A 25,912-nucleotide genomic window follows, 5' to 3' on the forward strand; every position below is an offset into this window, starting at 1 on the left:
ATGACGACAGTATCCATCGGCCAGCTGAAACTTGAATCAGGCCAACTACTGCCCGAAGTGGAATTGGCGTATGAACGTGCCGGGGAAAGTTCTGCGCCGGCGATTCTGGTTTGCCACGCGCTGACGGGCGATCAATACGCAGTGGGAACTGCGGATCAACCGGGCTGGTGGGCAGGGCTGATCGGACCGGGAAAAGCGGTGGATACCGGGCAGTTCCAAGTCATCACGTTCAATGTGCTCGGGGGCTGTAGCGGCTCGACAGGCCCGCTTTCGATCAATCCGGAAACGGGTGAGCCTTACCGTGCGGCATTTCCTGAACTGACCATAAGGGATATGGTGAAAGCGGAGCGGAAAGCTTTGGAAGCATTGGGCATCGATCATTTGGCAGCGGTGATCGGCGGTTCTCTCGGCGGCATGAAAACACTGGAATGGGCGCGGCTATACCCCGGATTTTTGGATACGGCGATTACACTAGCCGTGACACCGTATTACGGGGATTATGGTGTGGCGTTCAATCATATCGGCATCCAAGCGATCGAGAACGATCCGGAGTTCCAGTCAGGCAATTATCGCCCGGGAACCCGGCTGAAAGGGTTTGAAATCGCCCGGATGGCCGGGATGGTGACATACCGGAGCAGCCAGTTATTCAATGGGCGCTTCGGCCGTGCGCGCTGCGGAGAGGATTTCGAGGTTCAATCCTATTTGGATTACCAAGGGCGCAAATTGGCAGGGCGCTTTGATCCGAACAGCTACCTCGTTTTACTGAAAGCCATGAATACACACGATGTGGAAGAGGCGGAACTAGCCACTGAACTGCTCTCGATTTCTTATAGCCACGATCTATTGTATCCAGGGGAATTGATGATTCCTTGGGTCGAAAGCCAACCGAATGCCAAATGGGAGAAAATCGAAACTGATTTTGGCCACGACGGGTTCTTGGTGGAATTCGAAAAATGGGCACATCACGTACAGGCTCAACTGCAGAAAACGGTGAATACCAAAAGCCGCGTATTAGCATAAACCTGTGCATAAAAAAGATCGGAGCCGTTTCGGCTCCGATCTTTTTTTGCGTTTCGTCAATCCTCGTCTTTAATATCGATGTCATCGGGGATTGGCGTAGCGCGCCATTCTTCCAGCTCAAGTTTGGCGATTTCAAGCTGTTGGAAATGGCTTTCGAATTGGGAGGTGTTGATCAAGTATTGTTCTCCGTCATGGACTGCGCGAATCCGGCCTTCAAGTACATAGCGGTTGACTTGTTCTTCCGGCATCGACAAAAAAGCAGCAGTTTCCGGGACTGTCATATACATGCGATCGCCTCCTCTTTTCTTCTATTATAATCTTATTTACAGCCTATCTCAAACCATCTGCGCCGTGGTATCTTTATGGGGTGCGCGTGGATTTCCATAATCTATTGTAAACATGGCCAGGTCCACAGCCATGGCATTAAAAAAATGACAGCTTAAATATAGAATGGGAAAGTGGTGGGAAGCTGATGCAGATTAAGGCATACATATGGGTGTTATTCGCGGCAATGCTTTGGGGGACGACAGGGACTGCCCAGACGTTTCTGGTGGGGGATGCGCATCCGTTGACGATCGGTGCAGCCCGTCTCGCGATCGGCGGTTTTGGCCTTCTGGCATTTGTGTGGATTTCAGGAAAACTGAGGGGCGTACAACTCCCGTGGCTTTGGGTCGGGCTTTCAGCATTGTGCATGGCCTTGTTTCAACCTTTCTTTTTTTCAGCCGTGCAATTGACGGGCGTCGCGATCGGGACGGTCGTGGCAATCGGCAGCGCGCCAGCTTTTTCGGGAATATTGGAAGCGCTCGTATTGAAGCGCAGACCTGAACGTGTGTGGGTATTTTCAAGCACTCTGTCGGTCGTTGGCTGTATTTTGCTTTTTGCGAACCGTGATAGTTATATCGTCGACCCGCTCGGCGTGATGCTCGGGTTGCTGGCAGGTTTGGCATTTGCAGGATATGCCATGTTCAGCAAAAATGTCCTGGGTCTCATGGAAGTAATGCCCGCGGTGGCTGTAATCTTTTCACTCAGCGGGCTTGGCTTATTGCTGTTCCTGTTTTTCCTGGATACCGGCTATTTAGCAGTACCGCAAAATATGATGATCGTGGCATATTTGGGCCTTGCGGCGACAAGTCTTGCTTATTTATTATTCTCGAGCGGATTAAAAAATATTCCTTCCTCCTCTGCGGTCACTTTATCGCTAGCAGAGCCGCTGACAGCTTCTGTTTTGGGAGTTGCCGTAGTTGGTGAAGCGTTGAGCGGGCAGTCTTGGGTCGGGGTAGCGCTGTTGATCGGCGGCATTGCGCTGCTCGCATTCGGCAAAAACCGCAAAGCTTAAGAATTTCTTCAGAATTTGAATGGGCTTTGCTTAAGAATTTCACTTTATACTTAAGCCAGAAATGAAAAGAGGTGGAACGTGTGGAACAGCTGACAGTCATGGTGGCGGATGATGACCAGGAAATACGTGAGGGCATCAGCATTTATTTGAAAAATGAAGGCTTTCTGGTAGTAGGGGCAGCAGATGGCCAGGAAGCACTTGATTTGCTGGAAACGACGCAAGTGCATCTGGTCATTATGGATATCATGATGCCGAAGCTTGACGGCATTCATTCAACCTTCAAGATTCGCGAAAACCGAAATATCCCGATTATCATGCTGAGTGCCAGGAGTGAGGATTCCGATAAAATCCATGGGTTGTCAATCGGGGCGGATGATTATGTAACCAAGCCTTTCCATCCGATGGAATTGATGGCACGGGTGAAATCCCAACTCAGACGTTACGTGACTCTTGGGGATTACGGACAGTCCGGCCAAAAGCTTGAAATCGACGGATTGACGCTGGATTCAGAGTCGAAAACGGTTACTGTAGACGGCACGGAAATCCGGATGACGCCGACGGAATTCAATATAACCGAGTTGTTGATGCAGCATCCCGGACGGGTATTTTCCATCGGTGAAATCTACGAACGGGTCTGGCGGGAACCTGCATACAATGCAGAGAACATCGTCGCTGTGCATATCCGCAAAATCCGGGAGAAAATCGAGGCGGATCCAAAAAATCCGAGGTATGTGAAGGTGGTGTGGGGCATTGGCTACAAAATGGAAAAATGATCTTTGGTCTGTCGCCGCGATCATCGTGGCTGTACTATGCCTCATCTACTGCTCTTCTTTCATTTTGGACTTTGTATTCAAATCTCCGGAAAATTTGCTTGCCACACTCCGCCACTTAACAAAAGGAGACATATAATATGAAGAAATGGATGTGGCTTGCAAGCATTTCCCTATTGCTGCTATGCCTTTGGACGGTCGTGGAAGAAGCGCCAGGGTATTTCGGCAAAGCTTACACGGACACGGAAGCTTTCCGATATGATTTTGACAGATTTACGGAAGGGCTGCTGTTATTCGAGCTGGCCCCGCCCGAAGCCTCTGTCGATCAATCGGTCGCTTCCTGGGAGCTTGACCAGTACCGCATGGACCATCATTCGCTGACTGATCAAATCCAGGCGGTGCGGGAACAATATGCGGATGCGATTTCTGCGGCAGAGGAAGAAGGCGATAGCTCCTTAGCGGAAGAATTGGAAGAACAGCGTGGAGAGGGAATTTCGGCTGTGCGTGAAAACTTTTCCGACGACGAAGCAGCGAAAAAAGCGATTATCGAACAACGCGAAGCGGATCATGAGGAAGCGCTAGGGCAATTGGCTGCACAGAAAGCCCAATTTGAGGGCCAAGCTTCAGGCTATGCCTATCAACTAAGGGATCTGGATAGCGGTGAAGTATTCACAAAAGGAACAATCGCCGATTCGCCTTTTTTTGAACAAGTGTATTCTTCGCAAGAGCCGCTTCATTTCAGCAACGGCTATTGGAGTTATGATTTTCATTACGATGATGCCAATAGCGCGCTGGCAGAAAACCGGTTTTCAGGAATCATTCAAATACCGGAAAAAGCAGTGGCAGGGGCATCGGTAAAGAGTGGGATGAATCAATTCCAGCTGGTCAAGTTCCTGCTGTATTTCCTATTGGCCTCGGCAGTAGCCGGCGCTTGGTGGTTTTTTAAAAAGCGCCCCATGCGGACAGCCTGGTATACCGGGTTAACCAGCTATGACAAATGGCGAAAACTTCCCGTTGAATGGAGGCTTATCGGGTTCATCGTATCGGCTATGTTCGCCTTGGCCGGTGCGGACCATTTCGCGGCAGCGTTGACAAGGCCGTGGCAAAGCGGGAGTGGCTCCTTTCTGGAAGTCTTCATGGCGCTGGCATTCGCAGTGCTGTTCTTGTCGCTATGTATGTTGCAGGCAATATGGCTGTGGCAGCATTTCGGCAAGTGGAGTTCCTTCAAAGAAGAAATTCAGCAAAGTTTTACAGCGTCTCAGGTTCATTCGGCAAAAGATGCCTTTCTCGACCGGACGATCGGTTTCCAGATGGCTTGGGTGCTCGTGTTGGTATTCTTTTGGGGCGCCGGGACTGCGCTCATGGCAGTTCAGCCGTTCTTGCTTATTATCTGGCTGCCGGCTACATTCTTGGTCGGGCTGCCGTCGCTGCTGTTTTTGATGACGCGTTTCGGTTATTTGAACCGGCTGCTTAAAGGGACGGAACAGCTTGCTGCTGGAAGCTTGGGAGCGGAATTGAAAGTGAAAGGCAAATCGCCGTTTAGCCGCCATGCTGAACATTTGAATGTTTTACGGGAAGGCTACAAGGAGTCGGTATCTGAAAGGGCAAAAAGCGAGCGCCTGAAAACGGAACTCATTACCAATGTCAGCCACGACCTCCGCACGCCGCTCACATCGATCATCACCTACACCGGCCTTTTGAAGAATGAAGACCTCGGAAACGAAGAACGGCGGAAATATGTCGACATTCTAGACCGGAAATCAGAGCGGCTGAAAGTATTGATTGAAGATTTATTCGAGGTATCGAAAATGGCCAGCGGAAACGCGGAGATCTCGAAACAACGCCTGGATATGAAACAATTGTTAATGCAAGCCTTGGCAGAACACGAAGAAGCGATACAGGAAGCGGAACTCGATGTCCGCATCAAAGCGCCTGGCCATCCGGTATACGCTTCGGTCGATGGGCAAAAGTGGTGGCGCCTTCTTGACAACCTGATCCTGAACGCTACCAAATATTCATTGCCGGGAAGCCGTGTTTATATCGCACTTGAAGAACAATCAGATGAACTGGCCATGACGATGAAGAATGTCACGCGCTATGAATTGGGCGACAATACGGAAGAATTACTCGAGCGCTTCAAGCGCGGCGACACCTCGAGGCAAACCAAGGGTTCAGGGCTTGGGCTCGCCATTGCCCAGTCCATCGTGGACCTTCACGGGGGGCAGATGAAACTGGCAGTGGACGGGGATTTGTTTAAGGTAACCATCATGCTCCCGAATCATTCATAGTATGTAAAAACGCATAAAACCGCCTGCCAGAAATCCGGCAGGCGGTTTTTTCATTGAGCCGGTATACACATCAGCCGTGAATATAGCCCGGGGTTAGAAGCGGAAGGTGGTGAGATTGTGTTTACGAAGAATATAAGGGGGGATACTAAATATGAACCATTAAATTGTAAAGGAGATGACACATTTGAATGATGTAACCAACTCATTCCAGAATGTCGGGAATACGATCATCAATTACATCCCGAACATTCTCGGCGCCTTATTGTTGCTTGTCGTTGCATGGCTCGTCGCTACGATCGTCAAAGCGATTTTCTCGAAAGGGCTGAAAAAAATCGGCGCCGACAACGCTATGGTCAAAGGCCATATGGCTAAAACGAAGGAAGACGCGGATGATAAACTGGACTCTATCGGAAAAATTCTTTATTATTTGATTTTCATTCTGTTCATTCCAAGTGTATTGCAAGCGCTCGACATGCATAATGTCGCCCAGCCGATCTCGAACATGATGGACAAGTTCCTGGCATTCCTGCCGAACCTGTTCATGGCGATCCTGATCTTGGTGATTGGCTACTTCATCGCGAAATTCGTCAAGAAATTGGTAGAGAGCTTATTGGCCACGATGAATATCGACAAATGGTTCAATAAAATGACCAATAAATCCGGAACGAACGAGCGGGTGGCTCCGAGCGACCAAAACACGCTCGCTAAAGTTTTGGCGAATGTAGTCTTTGTCATCGTGTTGATCCCGATCGTGACGGTGGCGCTTGAAACCTTGAACATCCAATCGATTTCACAACCAATCGTCTCGATGCTCAACCAGGTGCTGGGCATGATCCCGAATATCTTTGTCGGCATCATCCTCATCCTTGCCGGTGTTTTCATCGCGAAGTTCGTCGCGGATTTGCTGATCGGCCTATTGAACGGCACAGGGATCAACCGCTTCTCTTCCTATTTGAGCCCTGACAAGAACAAAGAACCGTCATTCGATATTGCACAGATCATCGGCAAGGTCGTCCAGGCGATCATCGTCATCTTCTTCGTGGTGGAAGCCATGAATGTCTTGCAGCTCGACGTGTTGAATTCCATCGGCAGCGCAATCATCGCTTACTTGCCTCTATTGATCAGTTCATTGATCATCCTGGGGCTCGGTCTCATCGGTGGCAGCATGCTCGGTAATTACATCACACGTGCATCGGGGAATAAGTTGTTCGGCGGCATCGTGAAATATGCGATTTTCATCATCGCGATTTTCATGACGCTCGACCAATTGAACTTCGCTTCGAGCATTGTCAACTTGGCCTTCCTGTTCATCATTGCAGGCATTGCAGTTGCTTTCGCCATCGCATTCGGTATCGGCGGCCGCGACTTTGCGAAAAACCAGTTGGCTAAAATGGAAAAGAAAATGAAAGAAGAAGACAATAAACCGAATATGTAAGCCATCTTCAGCTGCGCCCGGCATATGCCAGGCGCAGTTTTTTCATGCAATCATATGCCAGTAGAGTGGAAATGGATAAGAATATCAGGTGGAATGAATAAATAAACATTAATATACATATCGCTTGTAAAAAAGTTCCTTTTTTAATTTGGATAAAATATATATTCATATAACATTCGGAAAATCGGAATGACAAGCTGAAAAATGATAGTAAAAGAGATAAAGGGAAAAAAAGTTTATTTTTACAGGTCCATCAGAAATAAAATAGTCCAAAAAGGTTATTAGTATAATTGTTCAAATTTTATAAAAATTCAGTTGACTATCATTTATGCAAACGGTTACAATCAAGGGAGTTATTACGATAATAATTTTTGAAGGGGGATCGTTTGAACAAAATCTGAGCGAACGCTCAGTCTGGGGTGTATGAAAAGAGAGATTACACAAATTGGAGGGGAAAACATGAAAGCTTATAAAAAAGAAGTCCAGTTTACCATTTGGATGACAGCGGCGTTTATTCTGGTGGGGAACGTCGGCTTGATCTTTTCCATTTTCCCGGTAGATGCCATGCTATTAGGCTTTCCGGTCATGTATATCGTGCCTATTTTGATGGGCTGGTTCGGCGTTTTCCTGCTGACGCTCATTGCAGGGAAAATCGGCAACCGGATCGATGATGAAATCGATCGAGAAAATGATGCGCTCGGCAATGCCGACGAAGTAAAGGAAGTGTAAGCGATGGAGCAGAACTGGCAACTGGATAATCCAATAATGGGCCTCGCCGTAGTTGGGGCAACGTTCGTGCTATTTTATATCGTCGGTTTCATTTCAAACCGGAAAAGCAAATCGGCTAAAGAATTATATGTAGGCGGCTCGAACGTCGGGGCGATTACAAACGGTTTGGCGATGGCTTCTACATATATGAGCCTTGCAACATTCTTAGGTATCACCGCTCTTATTTTGCAATTGCAGGTTCCTTTTATCATGCTGTGGATTCAATTGATCTTGGCGATTCCGTTGATCACGATCATTTACGGAACAAGCTTGCGCCGCATGGGTGCGTTTTCACCGACCCATTTCATCCGTGACCGTTATGGTGTAACGGCTTCCATCATTGCAGCGTTATTCATGATCTTGGTTTCGATCATGTACGCATTAGGACAGATGATCGGCATCGCGATCACTTTCGAGACTTTGCTCGGAATTCCTTACATCACTGGACTATTCATCTTCGGGATCTTGATTGTCGGATACATCACGATCGGGGGCATGGCTGGAGCGACGAATAATGCCGCCATCCAAATGGTCATCATTGCATTGATGTTCATCGTGCCGCTTGCTGCCATCATGAAAGCGATCGGTGCTTCGGGCTGGTATTTCCCGCCATTGCTTTATTCGGACATGGTTCCGGCCATGATGGATGCATTGCCTTCATTCTTTGATTACCAGTTTTCACCTAAATGGTATTTCTCCATCATTCCTGCGCTGACGATCGGGGCGCTCGGATTGCCTCACTTGGCGATGCGTGTCTACACGGCTTCTTCATTGAAAAGTGCGCGTTCTGCCATGGTCTGGTTTGCCTTCATTCTCGGGCTGGTCTTCTCGGCGACGTATGCGATGGGCTTTGTCGGGGTCTTTGCGACAACTACGCAAGGCGTCACGATTTCCGATGGAGATGCAGATAAACTAACGATTATTTTGAATATGGTCTATAACCCTGAATGGGTGACGGCGCTTGTCATTGCAGGGGCGATTTCTGCTGGCCTTTCGACGTTGAGCGGAAACTTGCTGGCGATCGGCGCATTGATCTCACAAGATATCATCTCTACATTGAAACCGAATATCCCGCAGCGCTTGAGCTTGCGCATCGGATTTATCGCAATCTTTGCAGGGGGTATTGCGAGTATCCTGCTTGCGATTAACCCGCCGGCGTTTCTCGTCGTCAGTATTCTCTGGGCGTTCGGTTTGGCCGGTGTCACCAATGCACCGCTGATCATCGTCGGCGTCTGGTGGAAAGAGGCAAATAAATTCGGCGCAATCGTGGCATCTGTCGTCGGCGGCGCCATCTATATCATCGTCTCTCCATTCGTCTTCCCGAGCATCGTCTTGACGGGCCACGCCGTGACCGATGGCATGGGGTTATCCGGCGCGATGCTTGCGGTCCCGATCAGCTTTATCTTGCTGATTGTCGTTTCTTATATCACGAACCGCATGCCGGCGCTTTCCGGAAAATTGACGAAGCAAGCCGATATCGAATTGATCGAGCGCATCCATGGCTGGAAAGATATCAAAGCTTATCGTTATAACAGCACACTCGGCGCAGGAATCACGGTCGTCGTATCTGCTGCTGTGGCAATCTGGGCATTAATGCCTTGGGGAATGTAAATGGTAAAGGGAGTGGCAAAGTTGGTTGGAAAAATGATAAGCCTGGATGATCCATCTTACCGGTCATTCCTGGAATTACCGAAAACCGAAACGGTGAGCCGGATTTTACTGCTCCTCGTGGGAGTGGGCTACGGCGCGATCTCGATCGCGTCGCAAGCCTCATACATAAGCAGTTTCGATTCCGCTTTATTGCAGAATTTCCTTGTTCCCGCTATCTTCATCATTTTCGGGATCTTGACGGCGTTCATTACGAAAGTCGGCATGGCAGCGCTGCTGTGGGCGGGATCAAAGGCTTTAGGCGGAACTGCGAAATACCGCGCCATCAGCCTGGCAACACCAGTTGCGCTATTGCCGGGGCTTCTCGGTGCCCCGTATTTGGCCGGTCTTGGGGACGGCTCATTATGGGTTAACCTGTTTCTCGTCGCCGGTGTGGTTTGGATGTATCTGGTCAGCGTGAAGATCATCCAGGCAGTCCAGGGCTTTACGGCAGCGAAAGCATATATGTCTGCGGGACTGGCGTTCCTGTTTTTGGCAAGTATCTATTATTTAATCGTCCCGGCGAGCTGATTAGGAAAAGGAGGAAATTAGATGAATGTCGAACAATTGATAGCACCCGAACAATACAACATCACTTCTGAATTGGAAACATACAAGAACGATGCCGAGCGGATTGCGGTGCGCTGGTTCGATGCGGAAAACAACCGCATCGAACTGTCCTACCAAAAGCTTTTTTCCGAAATGAACCAGTATGCACAGGCGTTAATGAAGCTCGGCCTGGAAAAAGGCGACCGTGTCTTGATCATCTTGCCGCGTATTCCGGAAGCGTATATTACGTATCTGGCTTGCTTGCGTGCAGGGCTTGTCGCGATTCCATGTTCTGAAATGCTGCGCAAAAAAGATTTGAGCTACCGCATGGAGCATTCCGGTGCGAAAGCGATTATCGCGCATTATAAAACAACGGCTGAAACAAATTCCATTGAAGAGAAATATGCCGCGCTGGACAATAAATTGATTGTTGGCGGCAAAGAAGAAGGGTGGCAGTCGCTGGAAGAACTGGCTTCTGTGGAATCGGAAGACTTCGAAGCGGTCGACACGAACCGGGAAGACATGGCATTTTTATCGTATACATCCGGAACGACCGGCAATCCGAAGGGCGTGGTCCATGTCCATGGCTGGGGATATGCGCACGTCCGGACGGCTGCAACCGAGTGGCTTGGGGTGCAAAGCGGCGACATCGTTTGGGCAACTGCAGCTCCGGGTTGGCAGAAGTGGATTTGGAGCCCATTCCTTTCTACGATTACGCTTGGGGCGACGGCACTCGTCTATAACGGCGGGTTCGATGCACTGAAATATTTGGATATCCTGAAAGAAGAAAAAGTCAATGTGCTGTGCTGCACGCCGACTGAATACCGTATCATGGCGAAGGTCGAAAACTTGAACGATTATAAATTGCCTCATTTGCGCAGTGCAGTTTCTGCCGGCGAGCCGCTAAACCGTCAAGTGATTGATGCTTTCCAGGAAGCATTCCAATTGAATGTGCGTGATGGCTATGGACAGACGGAAAATACTTTGCTCGTGTGCATCCTGCAGGATATGGACATGAAGCCCGGGTCGATGGGCAAACCGACGCCAGGAAATCCGGTGGAAATCATCAACGAAGACGGGCAGCCCGCTGCATCGGGAGAAGTCGGCGATATTGCCGTACACAAAAGCTGTCCTGCGCTCTTCCGTGAATATTACCGGGATCCGGAACGGACGCAAGCGTCTTTCCGCGGCGATTGGTATTTGACAGGCGACCAAGCTTCACGTGATGAAGATGGCTATTTCTGGTTTGAAGGCCGCAGCGACGATATCATCATTTCTTCCGGCTATACAATCGGGCCGTTCGAAGTGGAAGACGCGCTGATGAAGCATCCTTCCGTACAGGAATGTGCAGTCGTGGCAGCCCCGGATGAAATCCGGGGCAATATTGTCAAAGCGTTTGTCGTGTTGAGAGAAGGGGGCAAACAGGACGAGGCGATGGTCAAGGAATTGCAGGATCATGTCAAAGGAATTACTGCCCCTTACAAATACCCGCGTGTCATCGAATTTTTGACGGAACTTCCGAAGACGACTTCCGGAAAGATCCGCCGCGTGGAACTAAGGAAGATGAACGCATAGGGAAAGCAAGCCGCGCCGATATAAGCGCGGCTTTTTTATGCTGTTTAAGATGGATGGTTTACGTCAATATATATAGGTAGACGGACATGAAAGAAAATTGGGGTTCGTGGCGTTTAAAGGGGGTACCTATGGAGCAGTGGATTACATCGGTAATGGAGAATTACGGCTATTTCGGGATTTTCCTGCTTATTTTGCTGGAAAATATATTTCCGCCAGTGCCTTCTGAAGTGGTTTTGACGGCAGGGGGATTTATGACATCGACGACCAGCCTCACTGTGTGGGGAGTCATCCTGTCGGCTACGGCAGGATCGGTTGCCGGTGCTGTCATGCTCTATGGGCTCGGGCTTTTACTGGATGTTGAGCGGTTGGAACAAATTATCGAAAAACACGGCACTTGGCTGCGCCTTAAAAAAGCGGATCTCTACAAGGCGGATCGCTGGTTTGACCGCTTCGGCGGTTTTGCCGTGTTCATCGGGCGCCTGATTCCGCTGGTCCGCAGCCTCATATCGATTCCCGCAGGCATGTCCAATATGAAATTCATTTTATTTCTGGCTTTCACGACAGCCGGTACCTTGATCTGGAACACGGTGCTCGTCTACGTAGGACGCGCTGTCGGTGAAAACCGGGAAGAAATTCTGCAGCAATTGGGCGTTTATTCGAATATTGTCTATGCCTTGCTCATTGCCGGTGCCATAGTGGGATTGTGGATGTTTAAAAAAAGGCGCAGTGCCGGGCAGTGAACCTTTTGCGATAGGCAAGCTAATCAGGAGAAGGGTGGAGGAGTTTCATGAAACCGATTTTATTCATTACACAGAAATTGCCTGAACAGGCAGTGGCAGAACTGCACGAAGTCTACGAAGTGCGCATGTGGCCGGAAGAGGAACGCAATGCGCCGCGTGAAAAATTGCTTGAAGAAGCGAAAGAAGCACATGCGCTATGGACGATGCTGGGTGATCGAATTGACCGTGAGCTGATTGAATCTGCACCGAACTTGAAAATCGTCGCAAATCTGGCGGTCGGCTATAATAATATCGACCTTGATGCAGCCAGGGAACATAAAGTGATCGTCACCAATACGCCGGATGTCTTGACCGAAACGACGGCTGATTTAACATTCGCGCTGATGCTGGCAACGGCCCGCCGTTTGGTAGAAGCGGAAAAAACAGTCAGAAACGGTGAATGGAAAGCTTGGACGCCGATGGGATTGACCGGACAGAATGTGCACGGCACCACCGTCGGAATCGTCGGCATGGGGCGCATCGGGGAAGCGGTATGCATGCGGGCGCAAGGTTTCAATATGGAAGTCATCTACCATAACCGGACGCGCAAAAGCCTGGAAGAGGCGCAATACGCGGAACTTGATGACCTGCTGAAACGCTCGGATTTCGTGGTGATCCTGGCGCCGCTGACCGAACAGACGAAAGGCATGATCGGTGAACGCGAGCTATCCTTGATGAAGGACACCGCCATTCTCATCAATTGCGGCAGAGGCGGAATTGTCGATGAACAAGCTTTATACGAGGCGTTGAAGAATAAATCCATTTGGGGAGCAGGGCTAGATGTGTTCGAACAAGAGCCGCTGCCGCTGGACCATCCGCTTCAAACGCTGGACAACCTGACTGTCACGCCGCATATTGGAAGCGCGACGGTACAGACACGCTATGCGATGATGGAACTGAACAAAGAAGCGCTGCAAGCTTGCGCAAACAGCAAACCCGTCAAGAACCGGGTGTGTTAAGGCCGACAGTCCCGGAAACCGGGGCTGTTTTTATATGCCTTTGGAGGAGAACTTCAAGGGAAGTTGAATTTTTTCGCATGGTGGGGTAAAATAGGCTAGGTTTTTCCTGTGTCAAAGGGATGGGCCAAATCGAAAATCAGGAGGTATGATTCATGCAAAATCATACACATAATGTCTTATTGTACTATCTATACACCCCAATCGAAAATCCGGAAGAGTTTGCAGCCGAGCATTTGGCAGCCTGCAAGGAAATCGGATTGAAAGGCCGCATCCTCGTATCCCACGAAGGAATCAACGGCACATGCTCCGGCACGATCGAGCAAACTGAACAATACATGGATATGGTGAAGAGCGATCCGCGCTTTGCTGACATCGTCTTTAAAATCGACGAAGCGGATGGCCATGCTTTCAAAAAAATGCACGTCCGTGCGAAAAAAGAAATCGTCCACCTCGGACTTGAAGAAGATATCAACCCGAACGAATTGACCGGTAATTATTTGGAGCCGGAAGAATTTTATAAATTGATGCAAGATCAGGATACAGTGGTTATCGATGCACGCAATGACTATGAGTACGACTTGGGCCATTTCCGCGGTGCGGTGCGTCCCGACGTGGAAACTTTCCGTGATTTGCCGGAATGGATCCGCGACAACAAAGAGCAGTTCGAAGGCAAGAAAATCCTGACGTATTGCACAGGCGGCATCCGCTGTGAAAAATTCTCGGGCTGGCTGAAACGCGAAGGCTTCGAGGACGTCAACCAACTTCACGGTGGGATCGTCATGTACGGCAAGGACCCGGAAGTGCAAGGGAAGCTTTGGGACGGGCAATTATACGTCTTTGATGAGCGCATCGCTGTGCCGGTCAACCGCGTCGAGCATACGATTGTCGGGAAAGACCATTTCACGGGCGAGCCTTGCGAACGCTATGTCAACTGCGCAAACCCGGAATGCAACGCGAAAATTTTGTGCTCTGAAGAAAATGAGCATAAATACATGCGTTCATGTTCAGATGACTGCCGCGAGCATCCGCGCAACCGCTATGCTTTTGAGCATGGCTTGACAGGGGAGCAAGTGCAACAGCGCCTCGACGCATTGAAAGAAACAGCACAATCATAAGCAACCCAAAAAGCCTGAACGGAAATTTCCGTTCAGGCTTTTTTTATGGATTAATTTTCGAGTTCTTCTGCACACTCGTGGCAAATCAATTCGCCGTCGATATAGACGCCGTCCAAAAATCCGTCACGGCAATAGACATCTTTTCCGCAATTGCTGCAAGGGCCGATAAGTTCACGCATGCTGCAAAGCATTCGCGTGCACATGCATCGCGTCCTTCAGGTAATCGGACAAACCTACGCCATGCTGGTCGATGGTCCGGGAGAAGCGGCTGTTGTTCGCATAAAGATTAGCCAAGTTGCGGAACATATTCGGCGTGCATTCATAGAAGCGGTCAAGCAAATGGTAATAGGCGGCCATTTCCTTTTGGACTTCCTGTGCGTCGGCCGGCAAATGCATGAGGCCGGCCACGGCGCTGTATATGCGGTTCGCTTCGCGGTCGATTTCTTCCAGGTTTTCCGCTTCTTTTTCGGGTTTAGCCGTTTGGGGAGCTGAAGCTTCAAGAACGGAAGTTTCATCCTTGATGTTTTCAAGGTCTTCCTTGACGGATACTTCAATTTCCGGTTTCTGGTACAGGTCGATGCGGTCTGGCGTATGGCGGATGGAAAATGCGGAAAAGCGCTGTTCATTGCTGAGGGCTTCCCCTGATGAAAACTCGTTTTGTGTCATGCGTGCATTGTCGATCAATTGCTCGATGCGGAACTTTTTCTGTTCGAGCAACTCGATGTGGCGCGCCATGGCATATTCTGCATCATAGCCATTCTTTATGATTTCCTGGATCTTCTTCAATGAAAACCCGAGTTCTTTGAGGAACAGGATTTGCTGAAGCAATTTCAAGTCTTCGTCGCTGTAATAGCGGTATCGGTTCGATCCTTTATTGCTCGGTTTCATTAAATCGATGCTGTCGTAATGATGCAGCGTCCGTACGCTGACGCCTGCGATTTTTGCCACTTCTTGTACTTTGTACATTTCAATTCACCTCTACTCTTGATTAGACTATGACGAATGGTAAGTGTCAACCGTTTCCGGGCAATTTTCTTGCAAAGCTTGACGGATGTGCAAAACTTTACAAAGTTATGGAAGGAACTTGTGAAAGCACGTAGGAGTTTTTTGTTTTGTAGGGAATACAGTTAATAGTGAAAGCGTTTACACTTATCACGGAAAGGGGTAATTCGATGAAACTGAAGAATTTTGTGAATGGGGAATTCCAGCAGGAGGCAGGCGCCGAGTTTGTGCCGGTCACCAATCCGGCAACAGGTGAAGAGTTGGCCAGCGTGCAGCGTTCAACTGCCGCGGACGTGGGGGAAGCAGTAAAGGCGGCCAAGAAAGCACAAAAAAAATGGGCGCTTGTCCCCGCACCGAAACGCGCGGATTATCTTTATGAAATCGGGCGCTTGATGAAAGAGCGGAAAGAGCATCTCGCGTCGGTGCTGACAAGGGAAATGGGAAAAGTGATCGAAGAAGGGCGCGGCGAAGTTCAGGAAGGTATCGATATGGCGTTCTATATGGCGGGTGAAGGCAGAAGGCTATTCGGTGAGACGACGCCTTCGGAACTGGCGGATAAATTCGCGATGAGCGTCCGTGCGCCGATTGGTGTCGTCGGGCTTATCACCCCATGGAATTTTCCGGTGGCAATCGCCACGTGGAAATCGTTCCCGGCAATCGTAGCGGGCAATGCATTCATTTGGAAGCCAGCGACGGAAACGCCGATGATGGCTTATGAAATGGCTAAGATTTTCAAGGAAGCCGGCTTGCCGGACGGCGTTGCGAATATCGTTTTCGGTTCCGGTTCGGAAGTCGGGACAGCGATGATCGAACACCGGGATATCCGGGTCATTTCATTTACAGGGTCGACCGATACGGGGCGCAAGGTGGCAGAACTCGGCGGGCGCCATTTGAAGAAAGTATCGCTCGAGATGGGCGGGAAAAACGCAGTCATCGTCATGGACGATGCCGATCTGGATCTAGCGGTGGACAGCATTCTTTGGAGCGCGTTCGGCACCGCCGGCCAGCGCTGCACGGCCTGCAGCCGCGTCATCGTACACAAGGATGCGAAAGAGCAGCTGCAGCAACGCCTGCTCGAAAAGATGGATAAGTTGACGATAGGCGACGGCATGGACGAATCCGTCAAAGTCGGCCCCGTCATCAATAAGAAAGCGTTGGAGAAAATCCATTCCTATATTGAAGCCGGAAAAGAAGAAGGCGCGGAGCTCGTCAGGGGCGGCGAGATTTTAACGGGTGGCCATTACGACAGGGGCAACTATTACGCACCGACATTGTTTACAGGCGTAAAGCCGGAGATGCGCATTGCACAGGAAGAGATTTTCGGGCCGGTCATTTCCTTGATCGAGGTCGCAAGTTTTGAAGAAGCGATCGAAGTGAATAACGGCGTCATTTATGGCTTATCGAGCTCGATTTTTACAGCGGATGTCAACCGGGCATTCAAGGCGCAGCGCGATCTCGATACCGGAATCGTTTACATCAATGCGGGAACGACGGGTGCTGAAATCCATTTGCCATTCGGCGGGACGAAAGGCACCGGCAATGGGCACCGCGATTCAGGCGTCGCCGCGCTCGACGTCTTTACCGAATGGAAGAGTGTCTATGTGGATTTCAGCGGCAAATTGCAGCGGGCACAGATTGACAACGAAGCATAAAAGGGGGCGGCGGAGATGAAATTTGCGGTACTCGGGGCAGGATTGATGGGGAAACAAGCAGCGCGTGATTTGCTGGGCAACGAACAGGTGGAAAAAGTGATTCTGGCGGACCGGACAACAGATAAAGCGGAAGCATTCCGTCAGCAATTGAACGATCCGCGGCTAGAGATCGCCAAGATGGATGCAAGCCGTGACGGCGAACTGAAGCAAGTCATCGCGCAGGCAGATGTCGTGATCAATGCGCTGTTCTATACCTTCAATGAACAAGTAGCGAAAATCGCCATCGAATGCGGTGTTCATTCCGTCGATCTCGGCGGGCATATCGGCGGCGCTACGGATAAGGTACTCGCCATGCACGAGCAGGCGTCCCGCCAAGGCGTGACCGTCATTCCGGATCTTGGCGTTGCGCCGGGAATGATCAATATTTTAACAGGCTACGGGGCAAGCCAATTGGACGAAGTCGAATCGATCCGTATCTATGTCGGCGGTATCCCGCTCCATCCGGAACCGCCGCTTGAATACAAACACGTTTTCTCGCTCGAAGGCGTTTTCGATCATTATACCGACCCGTCGCACGTCATCCGCGATGGCGAATTGAAAGAAGTCGAATCCTTATCGGAAATCGAGCCGATTGCGTTCGAAGGATTCGATGCGTTGGAAGCGTTCCATACATCAGGAGGCACGTCGACCTTGACGAAGACGTTCGGGGATATCGATTCGTTGGAATATAAAACGATCCGCTACCGGGGGCATGCCGATAAATTCCGTTTGCTCGTCGAACTGGGGTTGACCAGCCGTGAAGGGAAAGTGACAGCCGGCGGGCATGAAGTGTCGCTGCGTGAAGTGTTGCTGAAAGTGCTTGAGCCGATAACGGAACTCGGGGACGAAAAAGATGCAGTACTTTTACGCGTTGCGGTTTCCGGGGTGAAAGAACAAGAGGAATGCACGTACCGATATGAAATGGTGACGGTCCGCGACGAGTCGACCGGTGTGACGGCCATGGCGCAGGCAACGGCATACAGTATTTCCGTTGTGGCGCAGATGATCGCCGACGGGCGCATCCAAAAACGCGGCGTCTACCCGCCGGAGCAAATCGTGCCGGGGGCTGAATACATTGCGGAAATGAAAAAACGTGGGGTAACCATTAAAGAAACAGTGCAGCGGGCAGCGCATCACAACTAGCAAGGAGGAAAACGGCATGGACTTTGAACATAGCGAAGAACAAGCAATGCTGCGCAAAACCGTCCGGAAATTTGTCGATGAAGAAATCATGCCTTCTATAAAAGACTGGGACGCAGAAGGAAGTTTCCCCGCAGCGATTTGGCAGCGCTTGGCCGACCTCGGCTTGATGGGGGTGTGCATTCCGGAAGCTTACGGTGGCAGCGGAATGGATTATAATTCACTCGCTATCGTCTGCGAAGAGCTGGAACGCGGCGATACCACATTCCGCACGGCCGTTTCTGTCCACACAGGCCTGAATTCGCTATCGCTTCTGCAATGGGGGACGGAAGAGCAAAAGCAGCGGTTTTTGGTCCCTCAGGCCAAAGGCGAAAAAATCGGGGCGTTCGGGCTGACGGAACCGGGAGCCGGATCGGACGTGGCGGCGCTTTCGACGGCCGCGAAACGCGACGGGGACGACTATGTGCTGAACGGGCAGAAGACATGGATTTCCCTATGTGACCAAGCGGACCATTTCCTGGTCTTCGCTTATACCGATAAAGAAAAAGCGCATAACGGCATTTCGGCATTTATCGTGGAACGTGACAGAGAAGGTTTTTCATCCAAGGCGATCAAAGGGAAATACGGCATACGGGCCGGCAATACGGGTGAACTGTTCATGGAAGATGTGCGTATCCCGGCAAGCAACCGGCTCGGCGAAGAAGGCGAAGGGTTCAAGATTGCGATGGCGTCACTCGACAATGGCCGGTTCACGGTGGCTGCCGGGGCTTGCGGTTTGATGATGGCCTGCCTGGAAGCGAGCCTGGAATATTGCAAGACGCGCAGTACCTTCGGCAAGCCGATCGGCGAGCATCAGCTCGTGCAGCAAATGCTTGCCAATATGGAAGCGGGTTATCAGATGAGCCGTTTGCTCGTCTATCGTGCCGGTGAATTGAAAAACAGCGGCAAGCGCAATACGCGCGAAACTTCACTCGCGAAATGGCAGGCCTGCAATTTCGCCAATAAAGCCGCAGACGACGCGGTGCAAATCCACGGCGCTTACGGCTATTCCGATGATTATCCGGTCGCCCGCTACTTGCGGAATTCCAAAGCGCCGGTGATTTACGAAGGCACCCGTGAAATCCATACGCTCATGCAGGCGGATTATGTGCTCGGCAAGCGGCAGGACAAGGAATTGAACCGTATGCTTCCTGCCTGGCCGTTCGAATGAATGCTGGCCGCGTGGCGGTCTTTTCAGTGGAAAATAAAAAAGAACGGGCATTGAACCCGTTCACCCAACTGCCGGGCACAAACCGGCAGTTTTTTTACGTGAAGATATCTTCTTCGTCCGGCACAAGCAAATTTAGTTTTCCCGGCTGGACACGGATCGACGCCGGCGTCTTCATATAGACTTCGCCGTCCGTGTCGATATCCATCGGGGCGTCAGTATGGATGTCGATTTCGCGGCCCTGCAGATGGATGATGTGCTCGAGGCCTTCTGCAGGAAGATCCGGTTTGGATAATGAAAACCATTCGCGTATGGCGGCGAACGACGAGCTTTGTATGATGAAAATATCCAAGAGCCCATCAGCGGGGTCGATGCTCTGCATCGGAAACAAATGCGTGCCAATGGATTTTCCGTTCATGACCAGCACCAAAACAGCTTCTTCTTCGTACGCTTGGCCATCGATCGACAGCGAGACGTCAAAAGGCTCTGCTTGCCTCATCGTTTGCATCGCACTCATGAAATAGCTGAGCTTGCCATAGCGTTCCTTCAAATCGGGATCGATATTGAAAGAAGCGTTTGTGATCAAGCCGATGCCCGCGAAGTTCAAGAACGTGCCTTCGTTGATGGTGGCTGTATCGACTTGCTGCAATTTGCCTTGGCTCAAGCTTATCGCCGCTTCGTCAAGGTACAAAGGGATGTTCATCGTGCGTGCAAAGTCGTTGCAGGTGCCGCTCGGTAAAATCCCGAGCGGCGGCGGGTCATCGATCGTGCTGAGTGCACGGGCTGCCAAGTGGACGGTGCCATCGCCCCCTGCAATAAACAAGGCATCGGCGCGCCCGGCGGCAGCACGACAGACCGATTCCAGTTCTTCAGGGGAATCGGTCTTGATCAATTCCAATGTTTTCGAGGATGCGGCGAGTTGCGGCACAGCCAAGCCCATGACCGCCTCTAACGTGGACGCACCTGCCTCGGCATTATACAATAATACGGAATGCGTGAATCCGGCCATGCGTATGTCCTCCATTCTTCATCATTACTTCACCATTCCACCAACGAAGGGACAGTAAACGCATCGGCGGAATTCCGTGAAAAGGAGTGCTCACATGACGAGAAAATTATATTACGAAGATCCTTTCTTGAAGCAAGGGAACGTTCAAGTCACCAAATCGGCAGCAGATGAACGCGGGCAATACGTGATTCTCGACCGGACATATTTTTATCCGGAAGGGGGAGGGCAGCCTGCAGATCATGGAGTGATCGGCACAGCCTCGGTGCTTGATGTGCAAAATCATGGCGGAGAACTCCGCCATTACCTGGACCGGCAGCTGGAGCCGGGGGAATACATGGCGTCGCTGGATTGGAATAGGCGGTGGGACCATATGCAGCAGCATGCGGGCCAGCATCTTCTGAGTGCTTTATTGGAAGATCGGCACGGCTACCGGACCACCAGTTTCCATCTCGGGCAAGAGCGGGTGTCGATCGATTTGCATAAAGCGTCAATCGACCTGGAAACCTTGCGGCAAGTGGAACTTGAAGCCAACCGGATCATTAGCCGCCATTTGCCGATCCGGACACGTTTCGTAAATGAAGATCAGCTCGTGCAATTGAACCTTCGCAAGCCGCCAGCAGTCAGCGGCGACATCCGCCTGGTGGAAATGGACGGCATCGATTTGAATGCGTGCGGCGGCACGCATCCTGATAATACCGCGGGAATCGGCCTATTGAAAATTCTTGGGACGGAAAAAGCGAAAGGCGGCACGCGGCTTTATTTTCTATGCGGCGAACGCGCGCTTGAACATTTCGGCAAGTTGAGCGACACGGGCGATGTGTTGATTGGCAAGCTGAATGCCCCGCTCGCTGAACTGGTGCAAGCGGCAGATGTCTTGCTGACAGAAAAAGTCGCAGCGGATAAGGAAATTTTGGAATTGAAAAAACAGCTGTTGCTGGCAGAAGCAAAAGCGTTAACACCGGAAAACGGCGTCATGATCCGGAATTTCGGCGACCGTCCAATCAAGGAGCTGCAGCAATTGGCACGCCTGGCCACCGAAGAACATCCGGCCGCCTGTGTCTTGTTTGCAGCGCAAGCGGAAAGCCGTATTCGATTGGTATGTGCGCGCGGCGATGAATCTTCTGCCGACATGCGGGAGACCTTGAAGCGCTTGCTGGCTGAAACAGACGGCAAGGGAGGCGGGACTCCTGCACTTGCGCAAGGGGGCGGCCATACAGAAGCGCCGTTCGAACGCTTCCAGGAAATTTTCAACGACATTCATGCGGCTGGCTGAATGCAATTTGTAACTTTTTCAAGGCGTTAAGGGTCTAATGGATAAATGGCACGGGAAAGGTCGTGATTTTCGTGAAATGGAGCAGAGCTTGGTGGATCGCAGCGATTCTTTTGGTGTTTTCCGGAGCGGCATTTGTCTTTCTGACGGAAAATGTGGCAATCAGCGGCTCGTCCACAGCCCTATCAGAATCGGGATGGCGTGCAAATTTCTCAGCGCCGCTCGACATGGATGCAATCGAGAAAGGAGCCGTCTATCTCACGGACGCGGATGGCCGAAAGATTGAGTTAGAAATGCGGTTGGCGAATGGCGGCCGGACGCTTGAAGTTCCGGACATCGCTAGTGGAGATTACACGCTTCACGTCGCCAAATCCGCCTTATCGAGCAGCTTCTTGAAAACCCTGTCGACCAACCAGCTCGAGTTCACGATACAAGACGAAGTCCAGAACCTGGCCGGGGAAGAAGAGCTGCGCACGTATTTCAGCCGATTGCTGAAGCTGCAAAAAGATAATCCGTTCTACCGGGGCTTCGGTGAAGGGGTGGATGAAGCGGAAGACAGCGCTTCTGGCGAATCGGGCGGAATGGGGGGCGGGGACCATTCGACGACCAATAACCAAGTCGAAGGCATTGATGAAGGGGACCTTATACAAACCGACGGCGACTATCTTTATTCTGTCAGCGAGTCGCGCGTTATGGTCTCGGATATCAGGGACCCCGAAAATATGGCCCTTGCAGCAGCCCTGGAGTTTGACGGGGAAACGTATCCGCAGGAATTATTCCTATCCGGCGATACGCTTGCTGTCATTTCAAGCCGCTTTTCGCTCATGGAAACCGAAGGAGAAGCGGAAATGGAAAGCTTCATGCCCTATTCAGGCATGACCGTCGTCTCGCTTTATAATATAGCTTCGCCCGGGAATCCGGAGCTGATTCGTGAATTCGGCAACGAAGGCGCATTCAATAATGCTAGGCTATCCGGCGGCATCTTGCATTATGTCAGCAATGTGTTTCCGAATTACTGGGTACTGGAGGAGCGGCCGGATACTGAATTGCGCCCCCGGCTATTCGATTCCAGGGAGGGCGGGGAGCTTGAACCGCTGCCCTATGAAGACTTGACCATCCTGCCAGGAACGATGGAAGGGAGCTATAGCGTCATCACCTCCATCAGCTTAGAAGCCCCAGAGTCCAATGAAATTTCCACAAAAGGCTTTTTGGGAGGCAATGAACAGATGTATATGAACGAACAGCATCTCTATTTGACGGCTTCTGCGTTTGAGACGGCTGAAGGGGAGTTCGAAGATACGGCGCTTTGGGTGCCGCAACAAGCGGATACGGAAATCTTCAAATTCAGCTTGGATGGCATCTCAGTAGAATTTATCGCTTCGGCCCGCGTGCAAGGATTCCTGTTGAACCAGTTTTCGATGGATGAATTCGAAGGACATTTCCGTCTGGCGACAACAGAAGGCGTTGCCTGGGCACCGGCTTCCGAACCGAAAAACCATCTGTTCATTTTGAACGAACAATTGGAACAAGTCGGTTCAGTGGAAAACTTGGCACCGAGCGAACGCATCTACTCGGTCCGCTTTATCGGCAGCAAATCCTATATGGTGACGTTCCGGGAAACCGACCCGCTGTTTGCCATCGATGTCTCAGACCCTGCAGCGCCGAAAGTATTGGGCGAATTAAAGATTCCTGGATTCTCCAATTATTTGCATCCCTTAGATGAGAATCATTTGATCGGTTTCGGCTATGACACAAAAATTGAACCGGTTAAAGGGGGCGGCGAGCCGCGCATCGTGACCGGCGGAATGAAAATCTCGCTGTTTGATGTCAGTGACATGAGTGACCCGAAGGAAACCGATACGGAAATCATCGGCGGCCCCGGCACCTATTCTGTTTTGCAGTACGACCACAAAGCCTTGTTCCGCCATGATGCACAAAGCTTATTCGGTTTTCCGGTCTCGATCTACACGGGAGACGGCACGGAGTACATTGAATTTCAGGCGGAAGGGGCTTTGATTTATTCGATCACGCCGGAAGGCATCGAGCTGGCGAGTGACTTGACCAAATCGCCAGGCCAGCCGTACGAAGACTGGAATACCTCGGTCCAGCGCCTGGCTTATGCGAAAGACGCATTGTATACAGTGGCGAATGCTGAAGTCATAAGCTATAGTTTATCGGACTTCGAACAGCTCGGCACCTTGGCCCTGCAATAAAAGTGTGAAACAGCAAACAGCGGATCTCCAGGAGAGGCCCGCTGTTTGCTGTTTCCATACGGGGCGAAAAAAATTGAACGTTTGTATTGATAGAAAGAGGGAATAAGAGAAATATTCTGATATCAAAACACGGGAGGGAAAAACATGAAGGCAGTAACGTTTCAAGGGACAAAAGATATGCAAGTCAAAGAGGTAAAAGATCCGGAACTCCAAAAACGTGATGACATCATCGTGAAAATAACTTCCACTGCTATTTGCGGGACAGACCTGCACATTTATCAAGGGGCATTGCCCACTACCAAGGATACGGTCATCGGCCATGAACCGATGGGCATCGTAGAAGAAGCCGGCCCGGACGTCACCAAAGTGAAAAAAGGCGACCGCATTGTGCTGCCGTTCAATGTGAGCTGTGGCCATTGCTTCTATTGCTCGAATGAAATGGAAAGCCAATGCGACAACTCGAACGGAAATCCCCATTTCGATACAGGCGCTTATTTCGGTTTGACAGAGCGCTATGGTGATTATTCAGGAGGGCAGGCTGAATATTTGCGCGTGCCATATGCGAATTACATGCCCCTGGTCATTCCGGAGTCTTCGGAACTCGAAGATGAGCAGGTCCTTTTCCTGTCGGATGTATTGCCGACCGCTTGGTGGAGCGTCGAGAACGCAGGAGTCAAAGAAGGCGACACGGTCGTTGTTCTCGGTTGCGGGCCGATCGGGCTCATGACCCAGAAGTTTGCCTGGATGAAAGGTGCCGCACGGGTCATTGCAGTGGATGAGTTGCCGTACCGCATGGAAAAAGCGAAGAAAATGAATAATGTCGAGATCGTCGACTTCAGCCAGCATGACAATACGGGGGCGCTGATCCATGAAATCACAAAAGGCGGCGCGCGTGTCGTCATCGATTGTGTAGGGATGGATGGCAAGAAATCGACTGCCGAAGCCGTTCAGCAAAAGCTGATGTTACAAGGCGGGACGCTGAGCGCAATCGATATCGCGAAGGATGCCGTCAGCAAATTCGGGACCATCCAATTGACGGGTGTCTACGGATTGACCTATAACCAATTCCCGCTCGGCAATCTGTTCGAGCGCAACGTAACGATGAAGATGGGGCAAGCGCCGGTCATCCATCTGATGCCGATGCTGCTCGATAAGATCGAAAAAGGCGAGTTCGACCCGCGCGAGATCATCTCCCACGTCGTGCCGCTTGAACAAGCGAGTGAAGCTTACCGGATTTTCAATGACCACGAAGACGAATGCACCAAAGTCATTTTAAAACCTTAAAAAATGCCGATGAAACGCTCCGGTTGCCGGAGCGTTTTAATTTTGCCTTGCCTGCGGTATGATGGTACAGAAGAAAAAGGGGGGAGACCAGATGGCCGAAATATCGGAAGTCAGAAGAGAACTTGCGCTGGATTGTTTCCTATTGGCCGGAAAAGTCATGATGGAGAGCGGAGCGGAGACTTACCGGGTGGAAGATACGATGATCCGGATGGCGGTCTCGCAAAATATGATGGATTCCCATTGCTTTGTGACTCCAGCGGGCATCATGTTTTCCCCGAGCAATGATTTGCCGACGCGCTTTGTCCGCATCCACGGGCGCCGCACAGACCTCGAACGGGTAGCGCGTGTCAATGCCGTCTCGAGGCGTCTCGTTGCAGGGCAACTGACATTGCAGCAGGCGTATGATGAAATGACGGAAATCGAAAAAAACCATTATTTGTTTCCTTTATGGCTGCAGGTCCTTGCAGCTGCAGTGGCCAGTGCTTGCTTCCTGATCTTGATGGGCGGCGGCTGGGCGGACATTCCGTTCGCTTTCCTGATCGGGGGCATCGGGTTTTATATTGTGGAAATGGTGCTCGTGAAAACGAGGGTCAAATTTTTCGCGGAATTTATCGGAGCGGTCGCCATCGGTACTTTGGCGGTACTCGTTGTATACAGCGGTTTCGGAAACGATCCCGATACGATCATCATCGGTTCGGTCATGCCGCTGGTGCCCGGCTTGCTGATCACTAACGCGGTCCGCGACATGATGGCGGGCCATTTTGTATCGGGGCTGTCGATGGGCGCGGAGGCATTTCTGACGGCGTTCGCCATCGGGGCCGGCATTGCCATCGTATTGTCATTTTAAGGAGGAGA

23 protein-coding genes are annotated in these 25,912 nt (G+C 50.9%); 19 read left to right on the forward strand and 4 right to left on the reverse strand.

Going from position 1 to position 25,912, the window contains the following annotated elements; translation table 11 throughout:
- On the forward strand, window positions 1-1,020 hold the full coding sequence (gene metX / locus DP119_RS01715) for a homoserine O-acetyltransferase MetX (protein WP_112230275.1): 1,020 nt from the start codon (window positions 1-3) through the stop codon (window positions 1,018-1,020).
- 56 nt (window positions 1,021-1,076) lie between these two features.
- Here the strand turns inward: metX and DP119_RS01720 are convergent, their stop codons facing one another.
- Window positions 1,077-1,307, reverse strand: a complete 231-nt coding sequence (locus DP119_RS01720) for a helix-turn-helix domain-containing protein (protein WP_068870250.1) — start codon at window positions 1,305-1,307, stop codon at window positions 1,077-1,079.
- Between the two features lie 185 nt (window positions 1,308-1,492).
- Between DP119_RS01720 and DP119_RS01725 the strand changes: the two genes are divergently transcribed.
- The 11 genes from DP119_RS01725 to trhO all read left to right on the forward strand — a co-directional run bounded on the left by DP119_RS01725 (window position 1,493) and on the right by trhO (window position 14,241).
- The gene (locus DP119_RS01725; RefSeq protein ID WP_112230277.1) at window positions 1,493-2,356 is read left to right on the forward strand and encodes a DMT family transporter; all 864 of its coding nucleotides are present in this window, start codon (window positions 1,493-1,495) and stop codon (window positions 2,354-2,356) included.
- Window positions 2,357-2,436: 80 nt separating this feature from the next.
- Window positions 2,437-3,129 carry a response regulator transcription factor gene (locus tag DP119_RS01730; protein ID WP_112230279.1) on the forward strand — a complete coding sequence of 231 codons (693 nt, stop codon included), beginning with the start codon at window positions 2,437-2,439 and terminating at the stop codon, window positions 3,127-3,129.
- Between the two features lie 137 nt (window positions 3,130-3,266).
- The gene (locus tag DP119_RS01735) at window positions 3,267-5,414 is read left to right on the forward strand and encodes a sensor histidine kinase (RefSeq protein ID WP_112230281.1); all 2,148 of its coding nucleotides are present in this window, start codon (window positions 3,267-3,269) and stop codon (window positions 5,412-5,414) included.
- A 175-nt stretch (window positions 5,415-5,589) separates the two neighbouring features.
- The gene (locus tag DP119_RS01740; RefSeq protein WP_240616355.1) at window positions 5,590-6,849 is read left to right on the forward strand and encodes a mechanosensitive ion channel; all 1,260 of its coding nucleotides are present in this window, start codon (window positions 5,590-5,592) and stop codon (window positions 6,847-6,849) included.
- A 459-nt stretch (window positions 6,850-7,308) separates the two neighbouring features.
- Complete coding sequence (locus tag DP119_RS01745; protein ID WP_112230283.1) at window positions 7,309-7,578, forward strand: hypothetical protein; 270 nt, start codon at window positions 7,309-7,311, stop codon at window positions 7,576-7,578.
- Window positions 7,579-7,581: 3 nt separating this feature from the next.
- Window positions 7,582-9,228 (forward strand): solute symporter family protein, encoded by a 1,647-nt coding sequence (locus tag DP119_RS01750; RefSeq protein WP_112230285.1) that lies wholly within the window; start codon window positions 7,582-7,584, stop codon window positions 9,226-9,228.
- 12 nt (window positions 9,229-9,240) lie between these two features.
- Window positions 9,241-9,795 (forward strand): hypothetical protein, encoded by a 555-nt coding sequence (locus DP119_RS01755; RefSeq protein WP_240616356.1) that lies wholly within the window; start codon window positions 9,241-9,243, stop codon window positions 9,793-9,795.
- A 21-nt stretch (window positions 9,796-9,816) separates the two neighbouring features.
- The gene (gene mbcS, locus DP119_RS01760) at window positions 9,817-11,388 is read left to right on the forward strand and encodes an acyl-CoA synthetase MbcS (RefSeq protein ID WP_112230289.1); all 1,572 of its coding nucleotides are present in this window, start codon (window positions 9,817-9,819) and stop codon (window positions 11,386-11,388) included.
- A gap of 128 nt (window positions 11,389-11,516) precedes the next feature.
- On the forward strand, window positions 11,517-12,128 hold the full coding sequence (locus DP119_RS01765; RefSeq protein ID WP_112230291.1) for a DedA family protein: 612 nt from the start codon (window positions 11,517-11,519) through the stop codon (window positions 12,126-12,128).
- Between the two features lie 47 nt (window positions 12,129-12,175).
- Window positions 12,176-13,126, forward strand: coding sequence for a 2-hydroxyacid dehydrogenase (locus DP119_RS01770; protein ID WP_112230293.1), 951 nt, complete (start codon window positions 12,176-12,178; stop codon window positions 13,124-13,126).
- A 152-nt stretch (window positions 13,127-13,278) separates the two neighbouring features.
- Entirely contained in the window at window positions 13,279-14,241 is a 963-nt protein-coding gene (gene trhO / locus DP119_RS01775) for an oxygen-dependent tRNA uridine(34) hydroxylase TrhO (protein WP_112230294.1), read from the forward strand.
- A gap of 50 nt (window positions 14,242-14,291) precedes the next feature.
- Here the strand turns inward: trhO and DP119_RS16020 are convergent, their stop codons facing one another.
- On the reverse strand, window positions 14,292-14,420 hold the full coding sequence (locus tag DP119_RS16020; protein ID WP_276308700.1) for a hypothetical protein: 129 nt from the start codon (window positions 14,418-14,420) through the stop codon (window positions 14,292-14,294).
- A complete protein-coding gene (locus DP119_RS01780; protein ID WP_112230296.1) occupies window positions 14,413-15,207 on the reverse strand; it encodes a MerR family transcriptional regulator in 795 nt (264 codons plus the stop codon). The genes DP119_RS16020 and DP119_RS01780 overlap by 8 nt, the downstream gene beginning before the upstream one ends.
- Window positions 15,208-15,413: 206 nt before the next feature.
- Here DP119_RS01780 and DP119_RS01785 point away from each other — a divergent pair, with 206 nt between their 5' ends.
- The 3 genes from DP119_RS01785 to DP119_RS01795 are packed head-to-tail and all read left to right on the forward strand — an operon-like array spanning window position 15,414 to window position 19,284.
- The gene (locus DP119_RS01785) at window positions 15,414-16,895 is read left to right on the forward strand and encodes an aldehyde dehydrogenase family protein (protein ID WP_112230298.1); all 1,482 of its coding nucleotides are present in this window, start codon (window positions 15,414-15,416) and stop codon (window positions 16,893-16,895) included.
- 15 nt (window positions 16,896-16,910) lie between these two features.
- Window positions 16,911-18,077 (forward strand): saccharopine dehydrogenase family protein, encoded by a 1,167-nt coding sequence (locus tag DP119_RS01790; protein WP_112230300.1) that lies wholly within the window; start codon window positions 16,911-16,913, stop codon window positions 18,075-18,077.
- 16 nt (window positions 18,078-18,093) lie between these two features.
- Complete coding sequence (locus DP119_RS01795; protein WP_112230302.1) at window positions 18,094-19,284, forward strand: acyl-CoA dehydrogenase family protein; 1,191 nt, start codon at window positions 18,094-18,096, stop codon at window positions 19,282-19,284.
- Window positions 19,285-19,378: 94 nt separating this feature from the next.
- Here DP119_RS01795 and DP119_RS01800 read toward each other — a convergent pair whose 3' ends face one another.
- A complete protein-coding gene (locus DP119_RS01800) occupies window positions 19,379-20,290 on the reverse strand; it encodes a diacylglycerol/lipid kinase family protein (protein ID WP_112230304.1) in 912 nt (303 codons plus the stop codon).
- A 94-nt stretch (window positions 20,291-20,384) separates the two neighbouring features.
- On the opposite strand from DP119_RS01800, the gene DP119_RS01805 reads away from it, so the two are divergent.
- The 4 genes from DP119_RS01805 to DP119_RS01820 all read left to right on the forward strand — a co-directional run bounded on the left by DP119_RS01805 (window position 20,385) and on the right by DP119_RS01820 (window position 25,904).
- Window positions 20,385-21,563 (forward strand): alanyl-tRNA editing protein, encoded by a 1,179-nt coding sequence (locus tag DP119_RS01805; protein ID WP_112230306.1) that lies wholly within the window; start codon window positions 20,385-20,387, stop codon window positions 21,561-21,563.
- Window positions 21,564-21,634: 71 nt separating this feature from the next.
- The gene (locus DP119_RS01810; protein ID WP_112231892.1) at window positions 21,635-23,773 is read left to right on the forward strand and encodes a beta-propeller domain-containing protein; all 2,139 of its coding nucleotides are present in this window, start codon (window positions 21,635-21,637) and stop codon (window positions 23,771-23,773) included.
- 144 nt (window positions 23,774-23,917) lie between these two features.
- Complete coding sequence (locus DP119_RS01815) at window positions 23,918-25,057, forward strand: zinc-dependent alcohol dehydrogenase (RefSeq protein ID WP_112230308.1); 1,140 nt, start codon at window positions 23,918-23,920, stop codon at window positions 25,055-25,057.
- Window positions 25,058-25,148: 91 nt separating this feature from the next.
- Window positions 25,149-25,904: a threonine/serine exporter family protein gene (locus DP119_RS01820; RefSeq protein WP_112230310.1), complete on the forward strand. Its 756-nt coding sequence runs from the start codon at window positions 25,149-25,151 to the stop codon at window positions 25,902-25,904.
- Window positions 25,905-25,912: the final 8 nt, after the last annotated feature.

The organism is Planococcus maitriensis, from assembly GCF_003289925.1.
GTDB lineage: Bacteria > Bacillota > Bacilli > Bacillales_A > Planococcaceae > Planococcus > Planococcus maitriensis.

Coding starts and splice junctions, on each gene's coding strand:
- DP119_RS01800 (WP_112230304.1), bottom strand. CDS start 20,290: ATGGCCGGATTCACGCATTCCGTATTATTGTATAATGCCGAGGCAGGT.
- DP119_RS01735 (WP_112230281.1), top strand. CDS start 3,267: ATGAAGAAATGGATGTGGCTTGCAAGCATTTCCCTATTGCTGCTATGC.
- DP119_RS01795 (WP_112230302.1), top strand. CDS start 18,094: ATGGACTTTGAACATAGCGAAGAACAAGCAATGCTGCGCAAAACCGTC.
- DP119_RS01750 (WP_112230285.1), top strand. CDS start 7,582: ATGGAGCAGAACTGGCAACTGGATAATCCAATAATGGGCCTCGCCGTA.
- DP119_RS01790 (WP_112230300.1), top strand. CDS start 16,911: ATGAAATTTGCGGTACTCGGGGCAGGATTGATGGGGAAACAAGCAGCG.
- trhO (WP_112230294.1), top strand. CDS start 13,279: ATGCAAAATCATACACATAATGTCTTATTGTACTATCTATACACCCCA.
- DP119_RS01770 (WP_112230293.1), top strand. CDS start 12,176: ATGAAACCGATTTTATTCATTACACAGAAATTGCCTGAACAGGCAGTG.
- DP119_RS01725 (WP_112230277.1), top strand. CDS start 1,493: ATGCAGATTAAGGCATACATATGGGTGTTATTCGCGGCAATGCTTTGG.
- DP119_RS01745 (WP_112230283.1), top strand. CDS start 7,309: ATGAAAGCTTATAAAAAAGAAGTCCAGTTTACCATTTGGATGACAGCG.
- DP119_RS01740 (WP_240616355.1), top strand. CDS start 5,590: ATGACACATTTGAATGATGTAACCAACTCATTCCAGAATGTCGGGAAT.
- DP119_RS01720 (WP_068870250.1), bottom strand. CDS start 1,307: ATGTATATGACAGTCCCGGAAACTGCTGCTTTTTTGTCGATGCCGGAA.
- DP119_RS01805 (WP_112230306.1), top strand. CDS start 20,385: ATGACGAGAAAATTATATTACGAAGATCCTTTCTTGAAGCAAGGGAAC.
- DP119_RS16020 (WP_276308700.1), bottom strand. CDS start 14,420: ATGCGTGAACTTATCGGCCCTTGCAGCAATTGCGGAAAAGATGTCTAT.
- DP119_RS01765 (WP_112230291.1), top strand. CDS start 11,517: ATGGAGCAGTGGATTACATCGGTAATGGAGAATTACGGCTATTTCGGG.
- DP119_RS01785 (WP_112230298.1), top strand. CDS start 15,414: ATGAAACTGAAGAATTTTGTGAATGGGGAATTCCAGCAGGAGGCAGGC.
- DP119_RS01815 (WP_112230308.1), top strand. CDS start 23,918: ATGAAGGCAGTAACGTTTCAAGGGACAAAAGATATGCAAGTCAAAGAG.
- DP119_RS01820 (WP_112230310.1), top strand. CDS start 25,149: ATGGCCGAAATATCGGAAGTCAGAAGAGAACTTGCGCTGGATTGTTTC.
- DP119_RS01780 (WP_112230296.1), bottom strand. CDS start 15,207: ATGTACAAAGTACAAGAAGTGGCAAAAATCGCAGGCGTCAGCGTACGG.
- mbcS (WP_112230289.1), top strand. CDS start 9,817: ATGAATGTCGAACAATTGATAGCACCCGAACAATACAACATCACTTCT.
- metX (WP_112230275.1), top strand. CDS start 1: ATGACGACAGTATCCATCGGCCAGCTGAAACTTGAATCAGGCCAACTA.